This is a genomic window from Novosphingobium sp., assembly GCF_039595395.1.
Taxonomy (GTDB): domain Bacteria; phylum Pseudomonadota; class Alphaproteobacteria; order Sphingomonadales; family Sphingomonadaceae; genus Novosphingobium.
Window position 1 is genome coordinate 564,049 of record NZ_JBCNLP010000006.1, and the last position, 22,285, is coordinate 586,333.

Sequence of the window (22,285 nt, forward strand, 5' to 3'; positions counted from 1 at the left end):
TCGGGCGGCGACGCGAAGAGGGCGCGCAACGAAGTGTCAAGGCGTGTGGGACGCATGCGCTCCGTCAGTTGCGGGTCTCTCCGGCGGGTGTTTGCCGGTATGGCTTCGCGCGGGCCTGTTGTGCGGGATCGGCTGGCGACCCGCTCCGCCTTTGGGAAAGCTGGTGGTGAAATGGTCGTTCAGCGCGCGCGCGTCCAGGGCGTGTGGGACACGCCTCACGACGGCGGTTGAGGTTCGTGCATGGCGGTCGGATCAGGCTTATGCGTCGCGTCCCCTGCTTTCATACCAGTCCTGACGGCCTGTGTCCTCTACCGCCCAGATCCAGGCATCGTTGAAGGCTGCGGTCGAGAAGCTGAACTCCTGGCGGGCCAGATCACGATAGCCATCCTTGGTGTGAAGCTTGGGCTTGCCTTCACTCATGTGCGGTATCAGCCAGTCGCGGCATCTCTCCCGATCTTCCCGCGCACGGGCTGCTGAAAGGGCACGGTTGGTTTTCATCGGATAGGTCCATCAAGCTGTACGATCGGGTCTTGCATGGCTCTTTACCCGTCGCTCGGCGGGAGGCCAGCAGGAAAAAGGCGAGCGCTGGCGAACAGGCTCGGACTCTGACTGCGCGAGCAAGGCAGCGGATGATCGGGGACTTGCCGGAGATGAGGCTCACGCGGAGACTCGATGAACGAACGGCCGCTTTCGATTGGCCCGTCGCGAACGATGAATGGCGGCTTTGTCAGCGGGAACGACCGCAGCGATCAGCTCTCGGCCGGGCTACCTTTAGCTGAGCGATAGGTCGTGGGAGCCGGAACGGCAGGTTGAAAAGCTATAAAGGTCATCTTGGGCTTGGGAAGCGCGAACATTGCCTTGCTGCCAGAGGGTCTTATTAACTTCATGTAATACGCATAAGTAATTTAATAAATAATATTTTATAATTTAAGGCATTGTAGGCTGTAGTAGTTTGTTGTAATTTTCAATAAATCATAAAGTTATTTTCTGGTTTAGTTTCATAGATTCAATATCCGTTCCGCCACGCGTCCAAGATCAAGCAGCGATGTTGCCTTCATTTTTCGCATCATTTGAGATCGGCAGACTTTCACAGTAATCTCGCTCAGGCCAAGGTTGGCAGCAATCTGCTTGGAAAGCTGCCCTTCAAGGATCATGCCCATCACCTGGCGTTCCCGCCCCGAAAGCGAGGCATATCGCAACCGCAGATCCGCCGCAGCAGCGGCCTCGTGCCGGTGTGCGCGGCTTTGGGCAAGGCCGGCGTAGATCGCATCGAGCAAATCCTGATCCTTGAAAGGCTTGGTCAGGAATTCGATTGCCCCGGCTTTCATCGCGCGGACCGACATCGGAATATCGCCATGAGCGGTGATGAACACCACCGGGATATGCTCATGAATTGGCGCCAGATCCTGCTGGAAATCGAGCCCGTTCCTGCCCGGCATGCGGATATCCAGAATCAGGCACAGCGGCATGTCGGGCAGCGGCCAGCCCAGAAACTCGCGGGGCGAGGCAAAGCTATGCGTTGCCATCCCGACCGAATCGAACAGATTTTCCAGTGCTTGGCGCATCGAGGGATCATCGTCGATGATCAGAACCGCGCCATCGATGCCTTGGGACGACGGAACATCGTTCATCAAACCCCCTCCTTTTCGCCGGGCAAGGTGAAACAGAAACGCGCGCCGCGCAACGTACCGGGCTCCGCGCGGATATGGCCGCCATGCGCCTCGATGATGGAGCGGCATATTGACAGACCGATCCCCATGCCGCCCCGCTTGGTGGAGCGGAAGGCATCGAACAGATCCCCGGCGACCGCTGGATCGATGCCGGTGCCCGAATCCTCGACCTCGATCATCACTCCGCTCGCGCCCGAAGGTGCAGAGGCGATCCGGATGTCCCGCTCCCCCTCGGGCGCGGCCTCGATTGCGTCGATCGCGTTCGAGACCAGATTGAGCACCACCTGCTGGAGCTGGATGGAATCGCCCTGAATCACCGGCAGCGTGCCGGACAGGCCGGTGCGCACCGCGATCCTGCTATGGCGCAACCGGCTCTGCATCAGCGCCAGCACCTCATGCACCACATCGTTGATGTTGATGCCGGTCTTCTCGACAGGCGCATGGCTGGCCAGCGCGCGGACCCGGTTGATGACCACGCTGGCACGCGTGGCATCGTTGACGATGCTATCGATCGAGGCGGTGGCCTTCGCCATATTGGGCGGGTCGCTGCGCATCCAGCGCATGCCGGCATGCGCATTGGTGACGATGGCGGCCAGCGGCTGGTTGACCTCATGCGCGATCGAGGCGGCCATTTCGCCCAGCGTCATGATCCGCGCGACATGGGCAAGATGGGCCTGTGCCCGCTCGGCCATGACCCGCGCCGCCTCGATGCTGACGGCCAGCCATGTCGTCGCTGCAATCGCCGTCAGGCTGATCACGGTGTTGGCGATGCCGCTGCGAAAATTTCCTCCCGGCGTCAGGACGAAGCTGGCGACCGTCAGCGCGATGCAGGCCGCAGAGGTTATGACCACGCCTTGCGTGCGGCAAAACCGCGTGGAGAGCAGGACGACAACGACATAGAAGGTCGCGGCGGCCACTTCATATTTGGTCACCGTGTCGATGATGAAGATGGCCACACTCAACAGCAGCGTCACCAGCGGCAGTGCGGCAGACCGCAGAAGGCCCGAAGGACGTGTGGAGCTGTCAGGCCTGGTGTCGTGAAGAGCCATGATTTTCACCGAATGTAAGTGCGCAAGGCTTCGATCATTCCGGATCGATGATGGGATGGATAGCACCGCGCGCCGCCGCGATCAGGCCGTGAGATAGCTGCACGCCCCGGTGGCGACAAGCGCGCGATCGATCGCTCTTTCTGCCCGATACACTCACGCGCCGCCGATACCCGAGTATAGTTGTAATATACCCCCAGGGGGTATAGATCGCCGTCACGCAAGGCAAGGGTCGCAAGGCTCCTGCGGCGTGATCCTGCCCGACCGGGCCGGGTCCGGAATGGCATGACAGGGGAACAGCATGGAACCGCGATCTAGCACCGCCCCCTCGGAGAGCGACAGTCGACGCCAGCCGTCGATTGTGAGCCTTCCGCAGGACCGGATCATGACCTGGGCCCGCCCTGCCGCCGCGCAAGCCTCAGCGTTCAATCGCTGAGCCTTCCCGGCCAGGCCGCCCGGGTTCGAACAAAAGTTTGAACTCAAGGAGGTGGCCATGGCCGCGCTTCACCTATTCACGTCGCATGCGGCGCCTCTGGCGCCCTCTTATGCCCGCGCAGCATTTGCGCAGGCCGCATCCACGCAGGCCGAGGTCCTGTCCATCAGGTCGGAGCTCGTCATGGGCTGGGCAATGGGGAAGGACGGCCATCCGGCCGCAAGCTGGCACGTCGAGCGATCGGCCAAGCGGCCATCCCTGCCGGTCTGTGCGGACCATCCCTTCCTCGATGCGGAGGGCTAGGGCCATGAACAACATCCCTGCTGGCGAAACGCTTGTCGATCACCGCCCCGCCAACGCCGCATCTCCGGAGCGGCCCCTCACGATGGCCGAACCGGGCGGCCGGCCCCCGCGCCTGCCCGCCGTGCTGGACAGCGCGCATCTCGGCGATATCGAAGGGGCTTTCGGGACGATCCGGCAGCATGATACGCTGCGCCGCAAGAGCTGGAAGGCGCGGCTGACCACGCTGCTGGCGATCATCGGACCCGGCCTGATCGTGATGGTCGGCGACAATGACGCGGGTGCTTTCGGCACCTACACGCAGGCCGGGCAGAATTACGGCGTGTCGCTGCTCTGGGCGCTGATGCTGCTGATCCCGGTGCTGTATGTGAATCAGGAGATGGTCGCCCGCCTTGGGGCGGTCACCGGCGTCGGCCATGCGCGGCTGATCTTCGCCCGCTTCGGTCGTTTCTGGGGCGCCTTCAGCGTCATCGATCTGGTGCTGCTCAATGCGCTGACCATCGTCACCGAATTCATCGGCATCACCTTTGTGCTGCGCTATTTCGGTGTGCCGAAAATCCCCGGACTGCTGGCCGCAGGGGTCTTCATCATCGGCGCGGTGAGCACCGGCAGCTTCCGGCAGTTCGAGCGCCTTGCCATGCTGCTTGTGGCCGGCAGCCTGCTGCTGCTGCCCGTGCTTGTCCTTGTGCATCCGCCCATCGGCGTGATCGCGCACGGGCTGTTGGTGCCGCAATGGCCCGCCCATTCCGACACGGCAGCGGTGATGCTGCTGCTGATCGCGATTGTGGGCACCACTGTCGCGCCTTGGCAGCTCTTTTTCCAGCAGAGCTACATCGTCGACAAACGCATCACCCCGGCCTTCAGCGCCTATGCGAAGGTCGACCTGTGGCTGGGCATCGGCCTCGTCATGATCGGTGCCGTGGCCATGGTGGCCTTTTCCGCTGCGCTCTTCGCCGGAAAGCCCGGCTTCGGACACTTTTCCGATACGGGCGGCATTCTCGCCGCGCTGCATGACCATGTCGGGCCCTATGCCGCGGCCTTCTTCGGCATCGCTTTGCTGGATGCCTGCCTGATCGGGGCGGCGGCAGTTTCGCTGGCCACATCCTATGCCATCGCCGACGTCTTGCAGGTTCGGCATTCGTTGCATCGCAAGATCACCGATGCGACCGGGTTCTACCTCGCCTATGGCATTCTCATCGCCATTGCCGGGGGACTGGTGGCGATCTCCAGCGACGCTTTCCTCGGCTTTCTGACCAATGCGGTGCAGGCTCTGGCGGGTGTGCTGTTGCCCAGCGCAACGGTCTTCCTGCTGCTGCTCTGCAACGATCGCGCGGTGCTGGGCCCCTGGTGCAATGGGCTGGGCCGCAACCTCTTCACGGGCATGGTGATCTGGGTGCTGGTGCTGCTGTCGATCATCCTCACTCTGGCCACGATCTTCCCGACTGTCAGCGGAGCCGTCATGCTCAAGATCCTGATCGGCGGCGGCATGCTGGGGCTGATCGGCCTGCTGCTGGCCCTGGCACCGCGCGACCGCCGCCATGGTGGTCGAAACGGTGGACGTGACCGGGCCTTTGTACGGATGACATCGCATGAACGCCGGACCTGGCGGATGCCGCCGCTCGACCATCTGCCCGACTCGGCCATGACGATGATGACCATGTTGTGGATGGGGGTGCTGCGCGGTTACCTGCTGATTGCCGTCGCCCTGATCGCCGTGAAGGTGGCCGAAGCGGCAACCGGTGTCACGCTTCATATCCCGCAGTTCGACATCGCCGGGCCGCCAAACCCCGGTGAGGCGGACAAGGCCCTGCCGCAAGGTCAGCCGCCGCACGCGAAGGAGGCGATCCGCCTGCCCCGCGCCCTGAGCGACGTGCGGGATGGAGGGTCCTGACATGATGCGCCCTCCATGGACGAGCCCCCTCCGGCGGCATGCATATGCCTGCTTCCACCGGCCCCGAGGCAAGCCTTGTGTCCCTGCTGGCGCAAGCCGCCGGCTTGACCCGCAGGTCTGGCTTCGGCCCGCGACAATGGCCATTGTCAGACACGCGCCGCAGACCGCCCCGGTTCGATCACTGCCCCGAGCACAGTCACGTCGCGGCGGCACCGGGAACTGGCAGCAATCGCTGGTCCGGACGTTGTGGTTCCGGCGGTTGCGGCAGCACTGCTACCTGCTGCTCGCGCACTGGATCATGAAAACCGCTTTCGCACTGGCCATGAAGCGATGGATCAGTCCGGCGACCGTGCGCTTTGCATGTCGCCAGTCGGCCCGTCTCTCCAGACGTTCGCTGGCGATCTGGCACGCGCAGCGCTGATCACCGCCGAGGCCCGCTCAAGGCCGAGATGATCTGAAACCCGCCGACCGCGCAGAGAGCCGCGCGGTTGGCCACAGTCCGCCTGTCCGCCCGCCACAATCGCGTGGGGCAGCCAGGCGGCAACACCCCCGAACATCCCACAAGCGGCAAGAGCGGCTCCACCGATACGGCGGAGCGCGACCTCTCCGCATGCCTGCATCTGGAGTCGATCATGACGTTACACACCATCGCTCAAGCGCGCCTTCCATCGTTCAACGCCGTGATGGCGGCAAGGCGCTGCGGCCTTTCCCGGCGCGCGATGCATCTGCCCGCACTTGCCCTGGCGCTTGGCATCCTGCCCGCGACAGCACAGGCCCAGACAAGCGATGGCGCTCCCGCCGTCGCCAATCCGGCGCAGGACATCACGGTCACGGCCCGGCGCCGCTCCGGGGAAGGCATCACCCGCCCCAGCGGCGCGGGACAATTCTCCTTGTCAAAAGGCGACTGGTCCGACGTGCTGTCGGGCACCAGCGCGCTGGCGCTGGTCAAAAATCTGCCTGGCGTGACCTTCACCTCCACCGATGCCTATGGCCTTGACCTGTCCGACGGTTTCCTGATGGTGCGCGGCTTCCGTCAAGAGCAGTTGGGGGTCACCTTCGAAGGCATCCCGCTCAACGATGGCAGCTATGGCAGCGTCACCGGAACCGCGCCGCTCAATGTCGGCGTCACCGGGCAGATCGGCGGCGTGGAGGTTTCGCCGGGCTCGGCCAATGTCGATGTGTTCTCCAATTCGGTGGATGGCGGCGATATCCAGTATACGTTGATCGCCCCGCAATCGAAGCCGGGCCTGAGCATCACGCAAGGCTATGGCAGCAACACCACATTGGTCACCAGCCTGACCGGTCATACGGGCCAGATCGGTGATGGCGGCCCCAGAATCCTGCTCGGCTTCGAACGGATTTCCAAGGACAAATACAGCGGCGCAGGCACGCAATCCATGCTGCATGCCAGTGCCAGGATCGTTCAGGATCTTCCCTGGGGCGACCTCACCGCCTTCTTCTCTTTTTCGCATGCGCAGATCTGGGGGTACAACAACACATCCTTCGACATGCTGGCAAAACTGGGCTGGAACGGCACCGATATCCTCTATCCCGACTATGCGCGGGCGGTCTATGTCGCCTCGCCGCAAAACGCCAATGCGTCATGCGGGGCCTATGCTTGCGGCGATCTGGCGTCGCTGGTGCCCTATGACACCGGTCAGAACACGCATGACTATATCGGCAATCTGACGCATCATGTCCGCCTGTCGGACAGGCTGTCGGGCAGTGTGATGGGCTATGCCGCCATCAGCGATTCCAGCATCGAAATCTCCGACGTCACCACCCCTTCGCCCAGCGGCGCGCCCTTTTCCTCGCAGGTATGGACAACCAGGCCGCAGCGGTTCGGCGGCACCGTCAAGCTGACCTACAAGGCCGGGCGCCATACCATCTCCACCGGGCTCTGGATCGAACGCGCCACCGCGACCTCGCGCCTGGCATGGTACGATCAGCCGCTGCCCGGCCAAGGCAGGCCGCTGGCTGCCATCGGCCCTTACGACACCTATGGCCCCGCCTTTCAGACCGCGAACATCTCGCGCTGGCGGACCGATGCGATGCAGGCCTATCTTCAGGATGTCTTCAAGCCCACCGAAACGCTGACGATCAAGGCTGGCTTCAAGACGGTGACCTTCACCACCAGCGGCGGCGGCATCGGCCCGGATCAGGCGCCGAACGGGGCACTCACCGCGCGCGGCGCTTTCCTGCCGCATGTCTCGGTCGACTGGCATCCGGATGCGCGCAGCACGCTCTATGCCGACATTGGCGAGACGATGGCCGGCTATCGCGTCTCCCCGCGCGGGAACATCGGCCCGATCTCCTCGGCCTGGACCGCCGACAGTCAGGCGATTTTCGACGCCGCGCGCGCGATGCTGCGACCTGAACGGGACTGGAACTTCACGGTGGGCGGCTTTCACGCTTTCGGGCCGGTCAGCCTCACGCTCGATGCCTATTACGGCATCGTGCTCAACCGGCTGCTCAACGGCACCAGCGGGCCGCAATTCGCCCCCTTGCGCACGGTCGGCATCGTGCCGCGCTCACGCCTGATCGGGGCGGATGCCATCGCCAGCGCGAAACTGGCGCCCTGGCTGACCGCGTCGCAATCCTTCTCCGTCAGCAAGCTGCGATATGAGGACGATCTCCTCACGCCCGAGGGCAACAGCCCGCTGAAAGGGCACGATCAGCCCGGCTATCCCGGCATGTCGCTGATCACGCAGATCGCGGCGAAGCACCGCAGGATCGAAAGCGGGCTGACCAGCACGGTGTATCTCGACAATCCTTTTACCTATACCAACGACATTCACGTGCCGACCTACTGGAGCATGAACGCCCATATTGCCTATCATCTGCCTAAAGCAGGTTTCAGGCCGGACCTCACCTTCCGGCTCGACGTCAACAATCTGGCGAACCGGAACAACATCGGATCGGTCGGCATCGGCGGTTACTCGGTATCAGGCGATTATCAGACCTTCATGAGATCGGCCCCACGCCAGTTTCTCCTGACCCTTACGTCGCAGCTGTGAAAGGGGCGATTGAACCGCGCTGGATTGGCCGGAGGGCTCAGCCCTTCGGGCTGTCTGTCAAAGCTCGCTGACATAGCAGACGCTTAGGGGCTCTTTCGCGGTACTCGGAAGTCGCCCTCCGTTCATCCAGTGCTCAAGGGTTTGCCGCTCCGTCAAAATCGGCGCGGTTCAACCGTCCTCCCCAAAACTGACCGGAGTACCCGATTGAAGCGCGCATTCAGGCGCGCGCTATTTCCACTGACATTCATGTTTGAGGCCGGAAATATCTTGCCAGCTGCTATCCATTCACACCTCTTTTGTCGAAAGGTGATACCGTTGCGTTGCGCTGGCAGTGCGACAGCGGCATATTCCCCGGATACAACCGGACGGTGCATCATGAACGACGATGTCGTAAAGTTGTTTCCCTACTTCTTCCCCGTACTCTTCATCGGCATGTGGCTGGCGATTAGCACATTGCTCGGCTTTTTCTCGGGATGGTTCGGTCTCCAGAGACATTACAGGCCTCGCGATGAGCCCGCACTGCTCACTTTGCGTGGCCGGTCAGGCTCCATGGGTATGGGGGTCGCTTTGAATGGTATTCTCACGCTTTCCGCGTGCCCGTCGGGACTGCGCATCAGCATCTGGAAAATCTTTGGGCCTTTCCAACGACCTCTCTTCATTCCCTGGACGGACATACGGACAACCTCCTCGCGCTCTTTCCTTGTGTCGACCGTCAAATTGACCTTCGGTACTCCACCGGTTGGCACATTGAAGATTGACGCCTGCAGTTGGGAACGCCTTCACCATACGGCGGACAACAGCGGCGCGGAAGGGTTGCCCTCAGCGCTTCCCTCCGTATCGAAGGGGGCAGCAGGCAGAGTCATGGTGCTTCAGTGGGCTGTCGCGACCTTGGCCGGTGGATGCTTTTTCTATTTTGCGCCGCGGCTGCAAGGCTCACCGACAACCATCCCTGTGGCAATGTGCTTTGGATTCCCGGCTGTTCTATTCGGGTTTGGCACGGTCGTGCGCTTCATTCGGCAAGCGTGATCCACAATCACTCTTGCGCGTGCCGCTGACAAAGCCGCCGTAGCCCGTCGATTTTGGCCTTCCGAAGAGTTGCCGTCCATTCACATAAAATAGCTTGGTAGCAGACAACGCGAGAAGCGCCCGGTGAACCGATCATCGCCTCCGGGGGTTGGGAAGGCTGAGTCATGCCCCTCCAATCCTTCGGAGGACTGCCCCAAAATGATACCGCACGTCTCACTGCGAGACTCCCTTTGAAGGAATTTTGTCCATATAATTCCATATTGACTCCATGGAAGGTAATATTGCAGACATTTCATCCTCATCAGGAAGCACCATGTCTCAAACCTTTTTCACCGTCGATCAGGTGGCCGACCGGCTCGGGCTGCACCCCAAAACCGTGCTGCGGCTGATTGCGGCAGAACGGTTGCGCGCCACAAAAATCGGCAAATCCTACCGCATTTTGCGCGGCGACCTCGATGCCTTTGCCGGTGTTTCCCCCGAGCAGAGCGTTAGGCCGGTGCGCGTCACCTCGATTGTCGATATGCCCGATGCCACGCGGGATCAGGCCGCCCAACTGACCGCTGCTCTGCAGGCCGCGCTGATCTCGCGCGGCGCATCGTCCACGCCCGTGCATCTGGAAACCGCATTCGATCCTGCCGCAAGCCATCTCAAGATCGTGATCATTGCCGAGCCCGCCGATACCGCCGCGCTGCTGCAGGCGTTCGACACCTTTCGCGGCGCCCCGGCATGAATGCCGTTTTCAAGAGCGAAGGCGCGCGCCAACTGGTGCTGGAACGCTATCGCGCCTTGCTTGCATCATGGCCGGTCGACCATGAGCAGCATATACTGCCCACGCGGCAAGGCGACACCTTTGCTCTGGCTTGCGGGCCGAAGGATGCGCCCCCGCTGATTCTGCTGCATGGCATGCAAGCCAATGCCGCCTCATGGCTGCCGGATGCGGCACTTTGGTCGCGGCAGTTTCGGGTCTACGCTCTCGATCTGATCGGCCAACCGGGGCTGAGCGCGCCTTCGCAGCCCGCTTTCAACGGTGATGCCCACGCATTCTGGCTCGATGATGTGCTGGATGGGCTTGGGTTGAAGCAGGCGGCTTTTGTCGGGGTGTCGCTGGGCGGTTGGATCGCGCTCGACTATGCAATCCGGCGCCCGGATCGGGTGAGCAGGCTGGCGCTTATCTGCCCCACGGGCATTGGACGCCAAAGAAAATTTCTGCTCAAGGCCTTGCCGCTTATGTTGCTCGGCCCATGGGGCATGCGCCGGATCAGGGCGATGGTGATCGGGCCGGAACGGCAGGGGCTGGAACCGCTCGCTCAAGCGATTGTCGATCTGATGCGGCTGATCAGCCAAAGCGCCCGCCTGCGTGCTCTGCACCCACCCGTGTTTCAGGATGATGCGCTGGCCGGTTTGCGCCTGCCGCTGCTGGCGATTTTGGGTGGGCGCGATGTGCTGCTCGATTCCCGAGAAAGTCGCGAACGGCTGGAATGCCTCGTTCCTCAAGCGCAAATCCGCTTCTTACCTGAAGCCCGGCATTTCATCCCCGGTCAGGCCGAAACGATTCTGCAATTCCTGTTGGCCTGAATACCTGTGCAGGGCCTTGCACATCTCCACCGACAGCGCTCGACGGACTTACGCGATAGCCGCCACCATATCCGCCAGCTTGGCGACGGTGTTCATATTCCGCGCCGTGCCGCGTTTATCGCAGGGTATGCGCAGGCGGGTGTTAGCCATGCCGTCCGGGTAGAAGATGAAGATTTCGCGCTTTCCCAAGCGAAGCTGCTCGTTCTTGATCCCGGTCGCGCCTTCAAGAGGATCAGCGGGCAGCGCTTCGTCGGCGAACAGTGCCATAACGCGATTGCCAGGCGAATCCGGGAAGGGATTACGGGCAAGCGTGTCGGCAATTTCTGCAGCAGTTCGGACGATCACGCCTACACTTTTTCCGGCATAGGCGTGGAGCTGCTCCTCCAGCGCCGATCGCACCTGCCCCTCTGACCCATGGCTCCGAAAAACGACATTCCCGCTGGCGATATAAGTTTTCACCGCTTCGAACCCAACTGCGGCACACATTTGGGAAAGAGTTGCCATCGGCAATTTGCCGGTGCCGCCGACGTTCACGGCTCGCAGCAAGGCCACATATCCGTTCAATTTCGAGCTCCTCTCATGACCAGTGTTCTCTATAAGACCACAGGATCGCATTGTCAGCTTAGGCCGTCCAGCCAAACGCACCCGAGCGGTGCGCGCTGGTCGAGAGCCATCCGTCCCTGACCTCTAACGCTGACAAACCTGACCTGCACGTTGCCAGATCGGAGCGTCGAAACCGGTCGTTGGTTCACCTCTTTCGCGGCGCCCTCAGAGTGATGAGAGCTGGACTTTGCTTCCGTTCCCGAGCGACATCTCGAAGGGCAGATTTTGAAATAGCAGAGACCTTGGACTATCCTCACCTTGCCAGGCGAGAGGACGAACAAGGAGGCCCTCATCGAGACCCGCGATGGCTTCAAAGGAGTTGCGGCCGCCCCGAAGACCATCCCCATACAATCATCGACAAACGCGTTGGCTCGCGGCTGTCGGCGCCGTTCCCTGGCCGACCTTCAGTCCATCGAGCCGCCCCGGCATGAGCGGAGAAAAAATGCCTGGGCTAAGCGAAGGGGCGATTGTCATGCTTCATTTGGCCAGTCGATCGACGATGAGTGTTCTTAGGATTTATCTCGTACCCGATGCCGCGAATGGCGGTGTCGACACCATAGGGAACGGTCAAACCGAGTTTCAAACTCCCCGCAGAAACCCCGGATATGGTCACTCCCGAGTTATACGTTTTTTTACATGTGCCCCCCTACAGGGCCTCCAAGACGCTCTGCGACGGGCGGGTCGCACTTGGCGTGTCGTGGATTATTGACAGAGATGTCAGCAGTTTGCTGGCAAGACTAACGTGAAGCATCGGTCGCGCGGGCAGAAAATCGGCGGCCATCAACAGGGATCGTATCATGGGTCAACCCAATCACACGGCGCGCAGCGCCCATTGTCGCCTGTTGATCGGCGTCGCCTTGTGCAGCCTTGTCCCGACCGGGAAGGCCATGGCGCAAACTGCCGACACGCCGGCCTCCGAAGCCCCAGCCGGGCAGGATGAAGCCGAAGCCAACACCATCGTCGTCACCGGTTCGCGCATCCCCACCACGACCATCACGGCCCAGCCGATCACGCGGGTCACCGCGGATGAGATCGCCAAGCGCGGCTTTACCAATCTCGGCCTGGCGCTGCTCGATCAGCCCGGCTTCGGTGTGCCGGGCAGCAGCCCGATCGGCAGCCAGGGCTTTTCCGGTGCGGGGCAGACTTTCGCCAATCTCTACAATCTGGGCTCGCAGCGCACGCTGACGCTGGTCAATGGCAATCGTTTCGTCAGCGCGGCCAACAGCTCGCTGCTGGGGGCCGTCGCCGGTTCGCCGGTCGATCTCGCGCAGATCGCGCCGGCTCTGGTCGATCGTGTCGAGACCGTCTCGGTGGGCGGCGCGCCGATCTATGGTTCGGATGCCATCGCGGGCACGGTCAATGTCATTCTGAAGAAGAATTATCAGGGTCTGTCGATTAATGCCTCGCAGGGCGTGTCCGGTCAGGGTGACGGGCAGGACACCAATGTCTCGCTGCTGGCTGGCCGGAATTTCGCCGAGGGGCGCGGCAACATCACCGTCAGCGTCTATTATGACCGGCAGCATGGCCTGACCAATGCCGACCGCTCCAGCCAGATCGGCGGCAGCAGGACCTTCTCGGGCACGGCTGTGCCGGGCAATACCTACACGCATCAGGTCTATTCGGGCGGATTGCACTACAATCTCTTCACCAACACCGGCATGCCGATGGTGGCCGATGCCTATCCCATCCTTGGCGGGCGGGCGTCCGCGGGCATCACCAATGCCGCCGGACAGGTGTTGACCTTCAACAACGCCGGGCAACTGACCCCCTTCATCAATGGCCAGTTGACGGGCAGCCCGGCCTATCAGGCGGGCGGCAGCGGTTTTGCCATCAGCGATTACGACAATTTCCTCGCCGACACCGAGCGTCTGCAAGGCACATTGCTGGGCCATTATGACCTGACCGAGCATATCCGTTTCAGCGGCGAGCTCTGGCTGAGCCGCGACAATGGCACCAATCTGGCCAAGCAGCCCTATTACAACACCCGCCAGTTCGCCGCCGCCGGGCAGCCCCAGGGCAATCTGATCATCAGCACCGCCAACCCCTATCTCAGCGCGGCTGACCGTCAGACGATCATCAGCAATCTGGCGGGATATGGCCTGCCGACGAACCGCTTCTACCTTTCGCGCGCCAACACCGATCTGTCGACCGGCGCTTTCCGCACCCGCAGCGATCTGATGCGCTTTGTGGGCGGACTGAACGGCGATTTCGCGCTGGGCGAGCGCAAGTTCGACTGGGATGTGACGGTCAATTACGGCCGCTCCACCAGCTCGACCGCCTCGCGCGAGCTGGTGACGCAGAACTTCAACAATGCTGTCAATGCCGTCACCAATGCCAGCGGCCAGATCGTCTGCGCGCCGGGCTATACCAATGCGGCCTATCCCACGATCAGCAGCACCTGCGCGCCGCTCAACATCTTCGGTTATGGCAATGCCAGCTCGGCGGCGATCGATTATGTGACGGCCAATGCCTTCACCCATCAGCTCAACACGCAGACCGATGTGGTCGCCGATGTGAAGGGCGATCTGATCCGCCTGCCCGGCGGCTATGCCAAGGGCGTGGCAGGCTATGAGTATCGCCGCGAAAGCGCCGCCTTCGATCCGGGCGCCTTCTATGCGGGCGCGCTGCAGGCCAATGGCAGCCGGGTGGCCTATGGCGGTTCGGCTCCGATCGCGCCGGTGTCGGGCAGCTTCCACAGCAATGAGTTCTTCGGCGAGTTCAATGCGCCGATCATCGCGCCCGACAATGATGTGCCGCTGATCGCTCAGCTCGATGTCAATGCGGCGGTGCGCTATGTGAAGCACAGCCTGACCGGAGGCTTCACCTCCTACACGGGCGGGGGCAGCTATGCGCCGGTCAAGGGTCTGACCCTGCGCGGCAATTTTACGCGTTCCTTCCGCGCGCCGGCTGTCACCGAACTGTTCGCGCCGGTCAGCACGGTGACCTCGCTGGGCAATGACCCTTGCGACAAGGGCTACATCAATGCGGGCAACAATCCCGCCGTGCGCGCTGCCAATTGCGCGGCTGCCGGTTTGCCCGCGAACTTCACCTCAACGGCCACGACGGTCAGCGTGAAGGGCACAGCGGGCGGCAATCCCAATCTGCAGAACGAAATCGCCAACAGCTGGACGGTGGGCGCGGTGCTGCAACCGGCCGCGCTGCGCGGGCTGGAGATCAGCGCCGACTACGTCAACATCGACATCCGCAATGAGATCGCGGCCCTGAGCCTCACCGATCTGATGTCGGCCTGCTACGATTCCTCGCTCTCCAGCCCCTATTGCAGCACCTTCACCCGCAACAGCGCGGGTCAGGTGACCTCCTTCGCCTCGAGCAATTTCAACATCGGGCAGGAGGTGTTCCGCGCGCTGCAGGGCAATGCGAAATACACGCTGCCGCTTGAACGGCTGGGCCTGCCCTCCTCGGCGGGCGTGCTGGATCTGAATGTCAATTATCTGCACACCTTCCGGCACTATTACCGCATCGGCGCGGGCGATCTGCAGCAGGTGGTGGGCCAGTCGAAGGACCCGGCTGACCGGCTGACCGCCACGGCGAATTACAGCCGCAAGGCCTTCAACTGGATGGTGCAGGGGATTTATTACGGATCCTCGAAGATCAATCCCAATGGGCTCGATGCCGATTATCAGTATCCCACGGTCCACGCCTATGTGACGTTCAACACCTCGGTCGGCGTGGATGTGACGAAGAATGTCAACTTCCGCTTCCTGGTGAACAATGTGTTCAACCGTGGCCTGCCGTTCCCTTACTCGGCGGATGTCACGCGCTATTATGATGCCATCATGGGGCGTTATTTCCGCCTGAACGCCAGCCTGAAGTTCTGATCATGACGCCTGCCTGGCGCGCAGCAGGGGCGCGCCAAGCAGAATATGGCTGGCAAGGTCGGGCGTCGAAGGCTCGGCAGCGGCATTGGCGAGAACAACCACCGCGCGCTGCGAGGCCGGCTCCACGATCATGGACGTGCGAAAGCCGCCCGTGCCGCCATCGTGAAACAGCAGGCGTTGCCCTTCCGGTGATCGGCCGATCACCCACCCAAGGCCCGCCCGGTTCCTGCCATCCCCCATGGCATGGGGCGAGGCGGTGGCAAGCCGCATCGCCGGGCCGATCGCGGATTTGCCATCCATCGCCGCACGCAGGAAGATGGCCATATCCTCGGCGGTGGAGCGGATCGCCCCGGCACCGGCCAGCGTGGGAAAGGTCCATGGGGCTGCCGGGTGCATGGCGGCATCGTGCCCTTGCGCGAACCGTGCCTGTTGCTCGGGCGACAAGGTGATCACCGTATCATGCATGCCGAGCGGGCCGGTGATCCGCTGAGCCAGCAAACTGGCGTAATCGCTCCGCGCGGCGCGGGCCAGCAGATAGCCGAGCAGTCCGAAGCCCAGATTGGAATATTCGTAGCTTTTGCCGGGATCGCGCGGCAGTTGGTAACGCCCGAGGAAATCGAGCAGCAGCGCTTCGCCATAATCCGAGTAAGGGTCTTCGGGTCGACCGAAGGGCATATTGTCCGGCAGCCGGGGCAGGCCGGAGAGATGCATGGCAAGATCGCGCAGGCTTATCGCCCGCCCATGGCGTTCAGGCATGCGCGCGCCGGGCGGCAGATAGTGCTGTGCCGGATCATCGAGCGAGACCTGGCCCTTCAGCACCATATCCGCGAGGATCAGCGCGGTGAACACCTTCGTCAGCGAGCCCAGTTCGAAGATGGTGCGGCCATCGAAGCCGGGGCCATCCCCCTCGGGGCCTCGCGCGATGATCTGCGTGCCCGCGGGTTCGAGCAGGGCCACGACAAGCCCCTCGCCATCGCGCCCGGCAAGGCGCTCCTCGAGCGAGGCGGTGATCTGCGCCCCGGAAGGCAGGTCATGAGCCCATGCTGGCATGGGAAGCACCATAAGGCCAAGGAGCGTTGCCCGTCGAGAGAGGGGGATCATGACTCGTCTGGCTTCCGCATAGGGATTTATTGCCTGTTTTTCCGGAAGATGTCGCTTTGATTCGTCGGGTGCATGTCAGCCGGAGTGATGCCTCTAAAGTGACGGGGCTTGATCACGTTGCGCTGTTTGCAGTTCGTCCTCCGATTCCTCCGTCATGGCGGCGACCGATGGCGAGGAACGCCAGGGCTTCTGCCCAGACGTTCCCTGCCGATTTTCAGGGGTGAAGCTCGCCACGGTGACCGCATTCGGCCTCCGGACCTTCGGTCTGGATGGTGCTGTGTTCGATGCCATAACTGTCATGCAGAAGGCTCGCGACAGCAGCACGCACCGCGTCCGCATCGGCCTGCTCGGTCAGGGTCACGTGCATCGTGGCACTTACGTCGTCATTGCTCATCGACCAGATATGCAGATCGTGCAGACCGCCGACGCCGGGAACCTTGGCGATGGCTGCGCGGATCTCGGGCAGGCTCATGCCCGAGGGAACACCTTCCAGCAGCACGTTGGTCGTATCGCGCAGCAAGATCCAGGTGCGCGGCAAGACCCACAGGCCGATGGCCACCGCCACGATGGGGTCGACCCAGCTCCAGCCCGTGACGCGGATGGCCAGCGCGCCAAGGATGACGCCGACAGAGCCGATCATATCGGCCCAGACTTCGAGATAGGCGCCCTTCACGTTGAAGCTCTTGTCGCTGCCCGACATCAGCAGGCGCATCGACACGATATTGACCAGCAGGCCGATCGCCGCAACGATCATCATCCCCACGGACTGGACGTCCTGTGGCTGGCTGAAGCGCTTGATCGCCTCCACGAAGACATAGATCGCCACGGCAAACAGCAGGACCGCGTTGAAGGTCGCCGCCAGGATCTCGAAGCGGCGATAACCATAGGTTCGCTTGTCGTCGGAGGGCTTGGTGCCCAGCTTGATGGCCATCAGGGCGATCACCAGCGCGGCAACATCGGTCATCATATGGGCGGCGTCGGAAAGCAGCGCGAGGCTGTTGTAGACAATGCCGCCGACAACCTCCGCCACGAGGTAGATCGAGGTCAGCGCAAGCGCCCACCCCAGCATCCTGGCATTGGCGCCAGCGGTGTGGTCGTGCGAATGGCCGCCTTGGCCATGATCATGTGCCATCATGTTCTCCTGTGGATTGGGGATCAGCGCTCGTCATCGAGATCTGGTCGATGCCCGGTCATGCGCGGCGTCGGTATCGTGTTGATCTTCTGACGGGGCGCAGGCCGACAGATTGGATGTGGCGGTCGCCAGAAGCACGAGAATGGTGCTGATCGGCCCTCTCATGGTGATCTGCCTCTACCATTCATGACCTTCTCCTCCTCAATCCATGCGTGAAATTCGGGGCCTGGGTGCCGGGCGAGGAAGATCCCCGCCCGGCGGATGATATGTGCGCTCAGGCGTGCCGGGCGGCGGTTTCCTCGGCCTCATGGTCGTCGAGATCCTCGCCCTGCGGGATGTCGTTGCGGCCATAGCGGGCATAGAGCGTCGGCAGCACGAACAGGGTCAGCAAGGTCGCCGAGACCAGACCGCCGATCACCACGGTTGCCAGCGGCTTTTGCACCTCGGCGCCGGCACCCGTGCCAAGCGCCATCGGGATAAAGCCAAGGCTGGCGACCAGTGCTGTCATCACCACGGGCCGCAAACGCTGGATCGCGCCCTTTCGCGCAGCCTCGGCCCTGTCCATACCGCGCTTCATCAGATCATGGATCGAGGAGACCATGACCAGCCCGTTGAGCACCGCGATGCCGGAGAGGGCAATAAAACCCACCGCTGCCGAGATGGAGAAATCCATCCCCCGCAGAAACAGCGCCAGCACGCCGCCCACCAGCGCCAGAGGCACGCCGGTAAAGACGATCGCCGCGTCCCGCGCCGAACCCAAAGCGCCATAGAGCAGCATTAGGATCAGCACGAAGCAGGCCGGGATCACCACCTGAAGGCGCGCGCGGGCGGAAGCCAGATTTTCAAACTGGCCGCCCCATTCCAGATAGCTGCCGGCCGGAAGGCGGACCTCCCTGGCGATGGTGGCCTGAGCATCCTTGACCACGCTGGCAATATCGCGCCCGCGCACATTGGCTTGCACCACCACGCGGCGCTTGCCGTTCTCGCGGCTGATCTGGTTCGGACCGTCCACGATCCTGATGTCCGCCACGCTGGCGAGCGGAACGAACTTCCCGCCCGGTACCGGAACCTGCACCTGTTCCAGCGTGGAGAGGTCGGCGCGCTGTGAATCGGACAGGCGGATGACGACGGGGAAGCGGCGATCACCCTCGAAGATCATCCCCGAGGTTCTGCCGCCCAGCGTTGCGGTCACGATGTCCTGAACATCCTGTGCCGTCACGCCGACACGCGACATGGCATCGCGATTGACGCGAATGTCGAGCATGGGCAGGCCCGAGGTCTGCTCCACCTTCACGTCGGCGGCTCCGGGCGTGCGCCGCAGGATGCTGGCGATCTTGTCGGCCGTCAGGTTCATGGCGTTGAAATCGTCGCCGAAAACCTTGATCGCCATATCGCCGCGCACGCCCGCGATCAGCTCGTTGAAGCGCATCTGGATGGGCTGGGTGATCTCATAGGCATTGCCTGGAAACGTGTTCAGCTCACCTTCGAGGCGCTTGATCAGATCTGCCTTCGACATGCCCGGATCAGGCCATGCGTTATGAGGCTTCAGGATGACGAACATATCGGTGGCGTTGGGCGGCATCGGGTCGGATGCCAGCTCGGCGGTGCCGGTCTTGGAGAAGACGAACTGCACCTCGGGCTGTTTGGCCATCATCTGTTCGATGGGCACCTGCATCGCCTGGCTCTGCTGCACCGAGGTCGCCGGAATGCGCAGGGCCTGGATGAGCAGATCGCCCTCATCGAGCTGCGGCAAGAACACCTGCCCCAGCGACATAAAGGCCGCGATCGCAAGGAGGAAACCGCCGATCCCGGTGCCGATGGTCAGGCTGGGGCGCTTCATGGCCTTGGCCAGACCCGGCTCATAGCGGGCCTTGAGCCAGCCCATGATCCTTCCTTCCTTCTCGCTGATCCGCTTCGACAGCCAGATGGCAATCGCGGCCGGAACCGCCGTGAGCGAGAGGACGAAGGCAAAAGCCAGCGCGATGATGACGGTCAGCGCCATGGGCACGAAGGTCTTGCCCTCCACACCCGTCAGGGTGAGCAGGGGCACATAGACCAGAATGATGATCGCCTGCCCGTAAACCGAGGGCCGGATCATCTCGCGGGCCGCCGTGGCCACGGTGGCAAGCCGCTCCTGCACCGTCAGCAGGCGGCCAAAGTGCTCCTGCCTGTGCGCCATGCGGCTCAGCGCATTTTCCACGATGATGACCGCGCCATCGACGATGAGCCCGAAATCGAGCGCGCCAAGGCTCATCAGATTGGCCGAAACGCCGGCCTGCAACATGCCGAAGCCGGTGAGCAGCATGGTCACAGGGATGACCATCGCCGCGATCAGCGCCGCGCGGACGTTGCCGAGCAGGGCGAAAAGCACGACGATCACCAGCAGCGCGCCCTCGGTCAGGTTCTTGCCGACGGTCTTGATCGTCTTGTTCACCAGCGCCGTGCGGTTCAGCACGGGCTGGACGATCACGTCAGGCGGCAGGGAGGCGTTGATGGCTTCGAGCCGATCCGCCACGGCGGTGGCCACTGTGCGGCTGTTCTCGCCGATCCGCATGATCGCCGTGCCCACCACGACCTCCGTGCCGTTTTCGGAGGCCGAACCCATACGGATGGCCTGCCCGATCTTCACCGTGGCCACCTGATCCAGCGTGATCGGCGTGCCGTTGCGCGTGGCAACGACGATGCGTGACAGCTCACTGGCATTGCGCACCAGCGCATCGGAGCGGACAGCCAGCCCCTCGCCATTGCGGTTGACGAAGCCGCCGCCCACGCTGGTGTTGTTACGCTCCAGCGCAGTGCCCAGATCGGTCAGGGTCAGCCCCATGGCCGCCAGGCGCTGCACGTCGGGGATGACCTGAAACTGCTTCACATAGCCGCCGATGGAATCGATCCCGGCCAGCCCCTTGGTGTTCTTCAGCAGGGGGGCAACGATCCAGTCCTGCGCGGTGCGCAGATAGGTAGCCTTCTCCGTGTCGTTCGTCAGGCGGTCGCCTTCGGGGGTGATGTAGCTGCCATCGGGCTGCATGCCGGGCTCGCCGGGCAGATGCTTGTCATCCTTGCGATGCTCCAGCCTGACGGTCCACATATAGACCTCGCCAAGCCCCGTCGCGATCGGCCCCATTTCGGGGGACACGCCGCTGGGCAGATTGCCGGTTACGCCGCCAAGGCGCTCGGTCACCTGCTGGCGCGCGAAATAGATGTCGGTCTTGTCGTCGAAAACGGCTGTGATCTGGGCAAAGCCGTTGCGGCTGAGCGAACGGGTGTTGTCCAGTCCAGGAATGCCGGCCAGAGCCGTCTCGATGGGAAAGGCCACCTGCTTCTCGACCAGCTCGGGCGAGAGGGCAGGCGCCTTGACGTTGATCTGGACCTGATTGTTGGTGATGTCCGGCACTGCGTCGATGGGCAGGCGGTACAGGGCGGCGCCGCCGATCACGGCGGCAAGGACGGTCAGCAGCAGGACGAGCCAGCGCTTGTGAACCGCCCAATTGACGATTGGGGCGATCATGGGCTCAGTCCTCTTGCGCTTCGCTCTTGCCGAGTTCGGCCTTGAGCGTGAAGCTGTTGACCGTGGCGACCTGCTCACGGCCCGTCAGGCCGGAGAGCACGATCACGCTTGGGCCGCTCTTGTCGCCGAGCGTGACGGGGATGGCCTGGAAGCCCGTCTGCGTTCGCACGAAGACCATCGACTTGCCTTCGATCGTCTGGATCGCGGTGCTGGGCACCCGCACCGCCTTGTCCCCACCGCTGCCGGTGAGCTGGACAGCGGCCGTCACCGGCTCGCCCACGCGCCACTCCATGGCCTTGTTGTCGAGCGTGGCAATCACCGGAACCTGCCGTGTCTGGGCATCGAGCGCCGGTGAGACGAAGGTGATCCTCGCCGTGGCGCTGCGACCGGGAGCGGTGACGGTAACGCTGTTGCCGGGGCGGACCCGCCCGGCATCGGCGGGCTGAAGGCTCAGTTGCAGCGAGACCTGGGAGAGGTTGGCAACCCTGAAGAGTTCCGCGTCAGCCGCGACCGTCTGACCCAGCACGACGCTGCGCGAAATGATCTGGCCCGAGATCGGCGCGGGAATGCCGAGCCGGTTAAGGCCACTGCCCCCGGCGCCAGCGGCGGAAACCTGCTGCTGCGCCTGCGTATAGGCGATGCGCGCCTCGGTTGCGGCGGTGTGGGCGGCGATCAGATCCTGTTCGGGCGAGACGCGCTGGGCAAACAAGCGCTGCTCGCGCGCGAGGTTGGAATTGGCCAGCGCGAGGCGCGCGCGGGTGGCCTGCACCTCGCCCTTGAGCTGGGCCGCCTCCCGGCTTTCGATCACCGCCAGCGTTTCTCCACGCCTGACCGACTGGCCGAGGTTGCGGGTCAGCGCCACAACGCGCCCCCCAATGGCGGCCGAAACAACCTGCGTGCCCTGAGGATCGCCCTCGATTATGGCCGGGATTTCCAGCACGCCGGAGCCGCCGATGGTGGGCAAGGCGATCTGGATGCCAGCAGACCGGATCTGGTCTTCCGACAGCGTGACCTTGTTCTCATCGACGCCTGGCGCCTTCTCCTGCGCGGGTTCGTCCTTTTTGGCCCCTTCGCCGCCGCATCCGCCAAGCAGGATGGCGAGCGTCAGCGGGGCCAGAACCATGGCCTTGTTCTTCATCGTCATCGG

General features: G+C 62.9%; 15 protein-coding genes. 7 read left to right on the plus strand and 8 right to left on the minus strand.

Annotated features, from left to right (window positions below; genetic code table 11):
• Positions 1-258: 258 nt before the first annotated feature.
• The 3 genes from ABDW49_RS22480 to ABDW49_RS22490 all read right to left on the minus strand — a co-directional run bounded on the left by ABDW49_RS22480 (position 259) and on the right by ABDW49_RS22490 (position 2,719).
• A complete protein-coding gene (locus tag ABDW49_RS22480) occupies positions 259-420 on the minus strand; it encodes a hypothetical protein (RefSeq protein ID WP_343615415.1) in 162 nt (53 codons plus the stop codon).
• A 578-nt stretch (positions 421-998) separates the two neighbouring features.
• On the minus strand, positions 999-1,631 hold the full coding sequence (locus ABDW49_RS22485) for a response regulator (protein WP_343615416.1): 633 nt from the start codon (positions 1,629-1,631) through the stop codon (positions 999-1,001).
• Positions 1,631-2,719, minus strand: coding sequence for an ATP-binding protein (locus ABDW49_RS22490; protein ID WP_343615417.1), 1,089 nt, complete (start codon positions 2,717-2,719; stop codon positions 1,631-1,633). The genes ABDW49_RS22485 and ABDW49_RS22490 overlap by 1 nt, the downstream gene beginning before the upstream one ends.
• Before the next feature lie 490 nt (positions 2,720-3,209).
• On the opposite strand from ABDW49_RS22490, the gene ABDW49_RS22495 reads away from it, so the two are divergent.
• From ABDW49_RS22495 to ABDW49_RS22520, 6 genes are all read left to right on the plus strand, one after another.
• Positions 3,210-3,452, plus strand: coding sequence for a hypothetical protein (locus ABDW49_RS22495; protein WP_343615419.1), 243 nt, complete (start codon positions 3,210-3,212; stop codon positions 3,450-3,452).
• 4 nt (positions 3,453-3,456) lie between these two features.
• Entirely contained in the window at positions 3,457-5,340 is a 1,884-nt protein-coding gene (locus ABDW49_RS22500; RefSeq protein WP_343615421.1) for an NRAMP family divalent metal transporter, read from the plus strand.
• Positions 5,341-5,828: 488 nt separating this feature from the next.
• Positions 5,829-8,357: a TonB-dependent receptor gene (locus tag ABDW49_RS22505; protein WP_343615423.1), complete on the plus strand. Its 2,529-nt coding sequence runs from the start codon at positions 5,829-5,831 to the stop codon at positions 8,355-8,357.
• A gap of 375 nt (positions 8,358-8,732) precedes the next feature.
• Positions 8,733-9,383: a hypothetical protein gene (locus ABDW49_RS22510; protein ID WP_343615425.1), complete on the plus strand. Its 651-nt coding sequence runs from the start codon at positions 8,733-8,735 to the stop codon at positions 9,381-9,383.
• Between the two features lie 313 nt (positions 9,384-9,696).
• Positions 9,697-10,113 carry a helix-turn-helix domain-containing protein gene (locus ABDW49_RS22515; RefSeq protein WP_343615427.1) on the plus strand — a complete coding sequence of 139 codons (417 nt, stop codon included), beginning with the start codon at positions 9,697-9,699 and terminating at the stop codon, positions 10,111-10,113.
• Positions 10,110-10,958 carry an alpha/beta fold hydrolase gene (locus ABDW49_RS22520; RefSeq protein WP_343615429.1) on the plus strand — a complete coding sequence of 283 codons (849 nt, stop codon included), beginning with the start codon at positions 10,110-10,112 and terminating at the stop codon, positions 10,956-10,958. Before ABDW49_RS22515 ends, ABDW49_RS22520 begins: the two co-directional genes overlap by 4 nt.
• Positions 10,959-11,006: 48 nt before the next feature.
• On the opposite strand, the gene ABDW49_RS22525 is transcribed toward ABDW49_RS22520, so the two are convergent.
• Positions 11,007-11,522 (minus strand): DUF1697 domain-containing protein, encoded by a 516-nt coding sequence (locus ABDW49_RS22525; RefSeq protein WP_343615430.1) that lies wholly within the window; start codon positions 11,520-11,522, stop codon positions 11,007-11,009.
• A gap of 836 nt (positions 11,523-12,358) precedes the next feature.
• On the opposite strand from ABDW49_RS22525, the gene ABDW49_RS22530 reads away from it, so the two are divergent.
• Positions 12,359-15,400 carry a TonB-dependent receptor gene (locus ABDW49_RS22530; RefSeq protein ID WP_343615431.1) on the plus strand — a complete coding sequence of 1,014 codons (3,042 nt, stop codon included), beginning with the start codon at positions 12,359-12,361 and terminating at the stop codon, positions 15,398-15,400.
• Here ABDW49_RS22530 and ABDW49_RS22535 read toward each other — a convergent pair whose 3' ends face one another.
• The 4 genes from ABDW49_RS22535 to ABDW49_RS22550 form a co-directional block, all read right to left on the minus strand.
• Positions 15,401-16,450 carry a serine hydrolase domain-containing protein gene (locus ABDW49_RS22535; protein WP_343615432.1) on the minus strand — a complete coding sequence of 350 codons (1,050 nt, stop codon included), beginning with the start codon at positions 16,448-16,450 and terminating at the stop codon, positions 15,401-15,403.
• Between the two features lie 265 nt (positions 16,451-16,715).
• Entirely contained in the window at positions 16,716-17,636 is a 921-nt protein-coding gene (locus ABDW49_RS22540) for a cation diffusion facilitator family transporter (RefSeq protein WP_343615434.1), read from the minus strand.
• 271 nt (positions 17,637-17,907) lie between these two features.
• Complete coding sequence (locus tag ABDW49_RS22545) at positions 17,908-21,138, minus strand: CusA/CzcA family heavy metal efflux RND transporter (protein WP_343615436.1); 3,231 nt, start codon at positions 21,136-21,138, stop codon at positions 17,908-17,910.
• Positions 21,139-21,142: 4 nt separating this feature from the next.
• Positions 21,143-22,276 carry an efflux RND transporter periplasmic adaptor subunit gene (locus ABDW49_RS22550; RefSeq protein ID WP_343617359.1) on the minus strand — a complete coding sequence of 378 codons (1,134 nt, stop codon included), beginning with the start codon at positions 22,274-22,276 and terminating at the stop codon, positions 21,143-21,145.
• Positions 22,277-22,285: the final 9 nt, after the last annotated feature.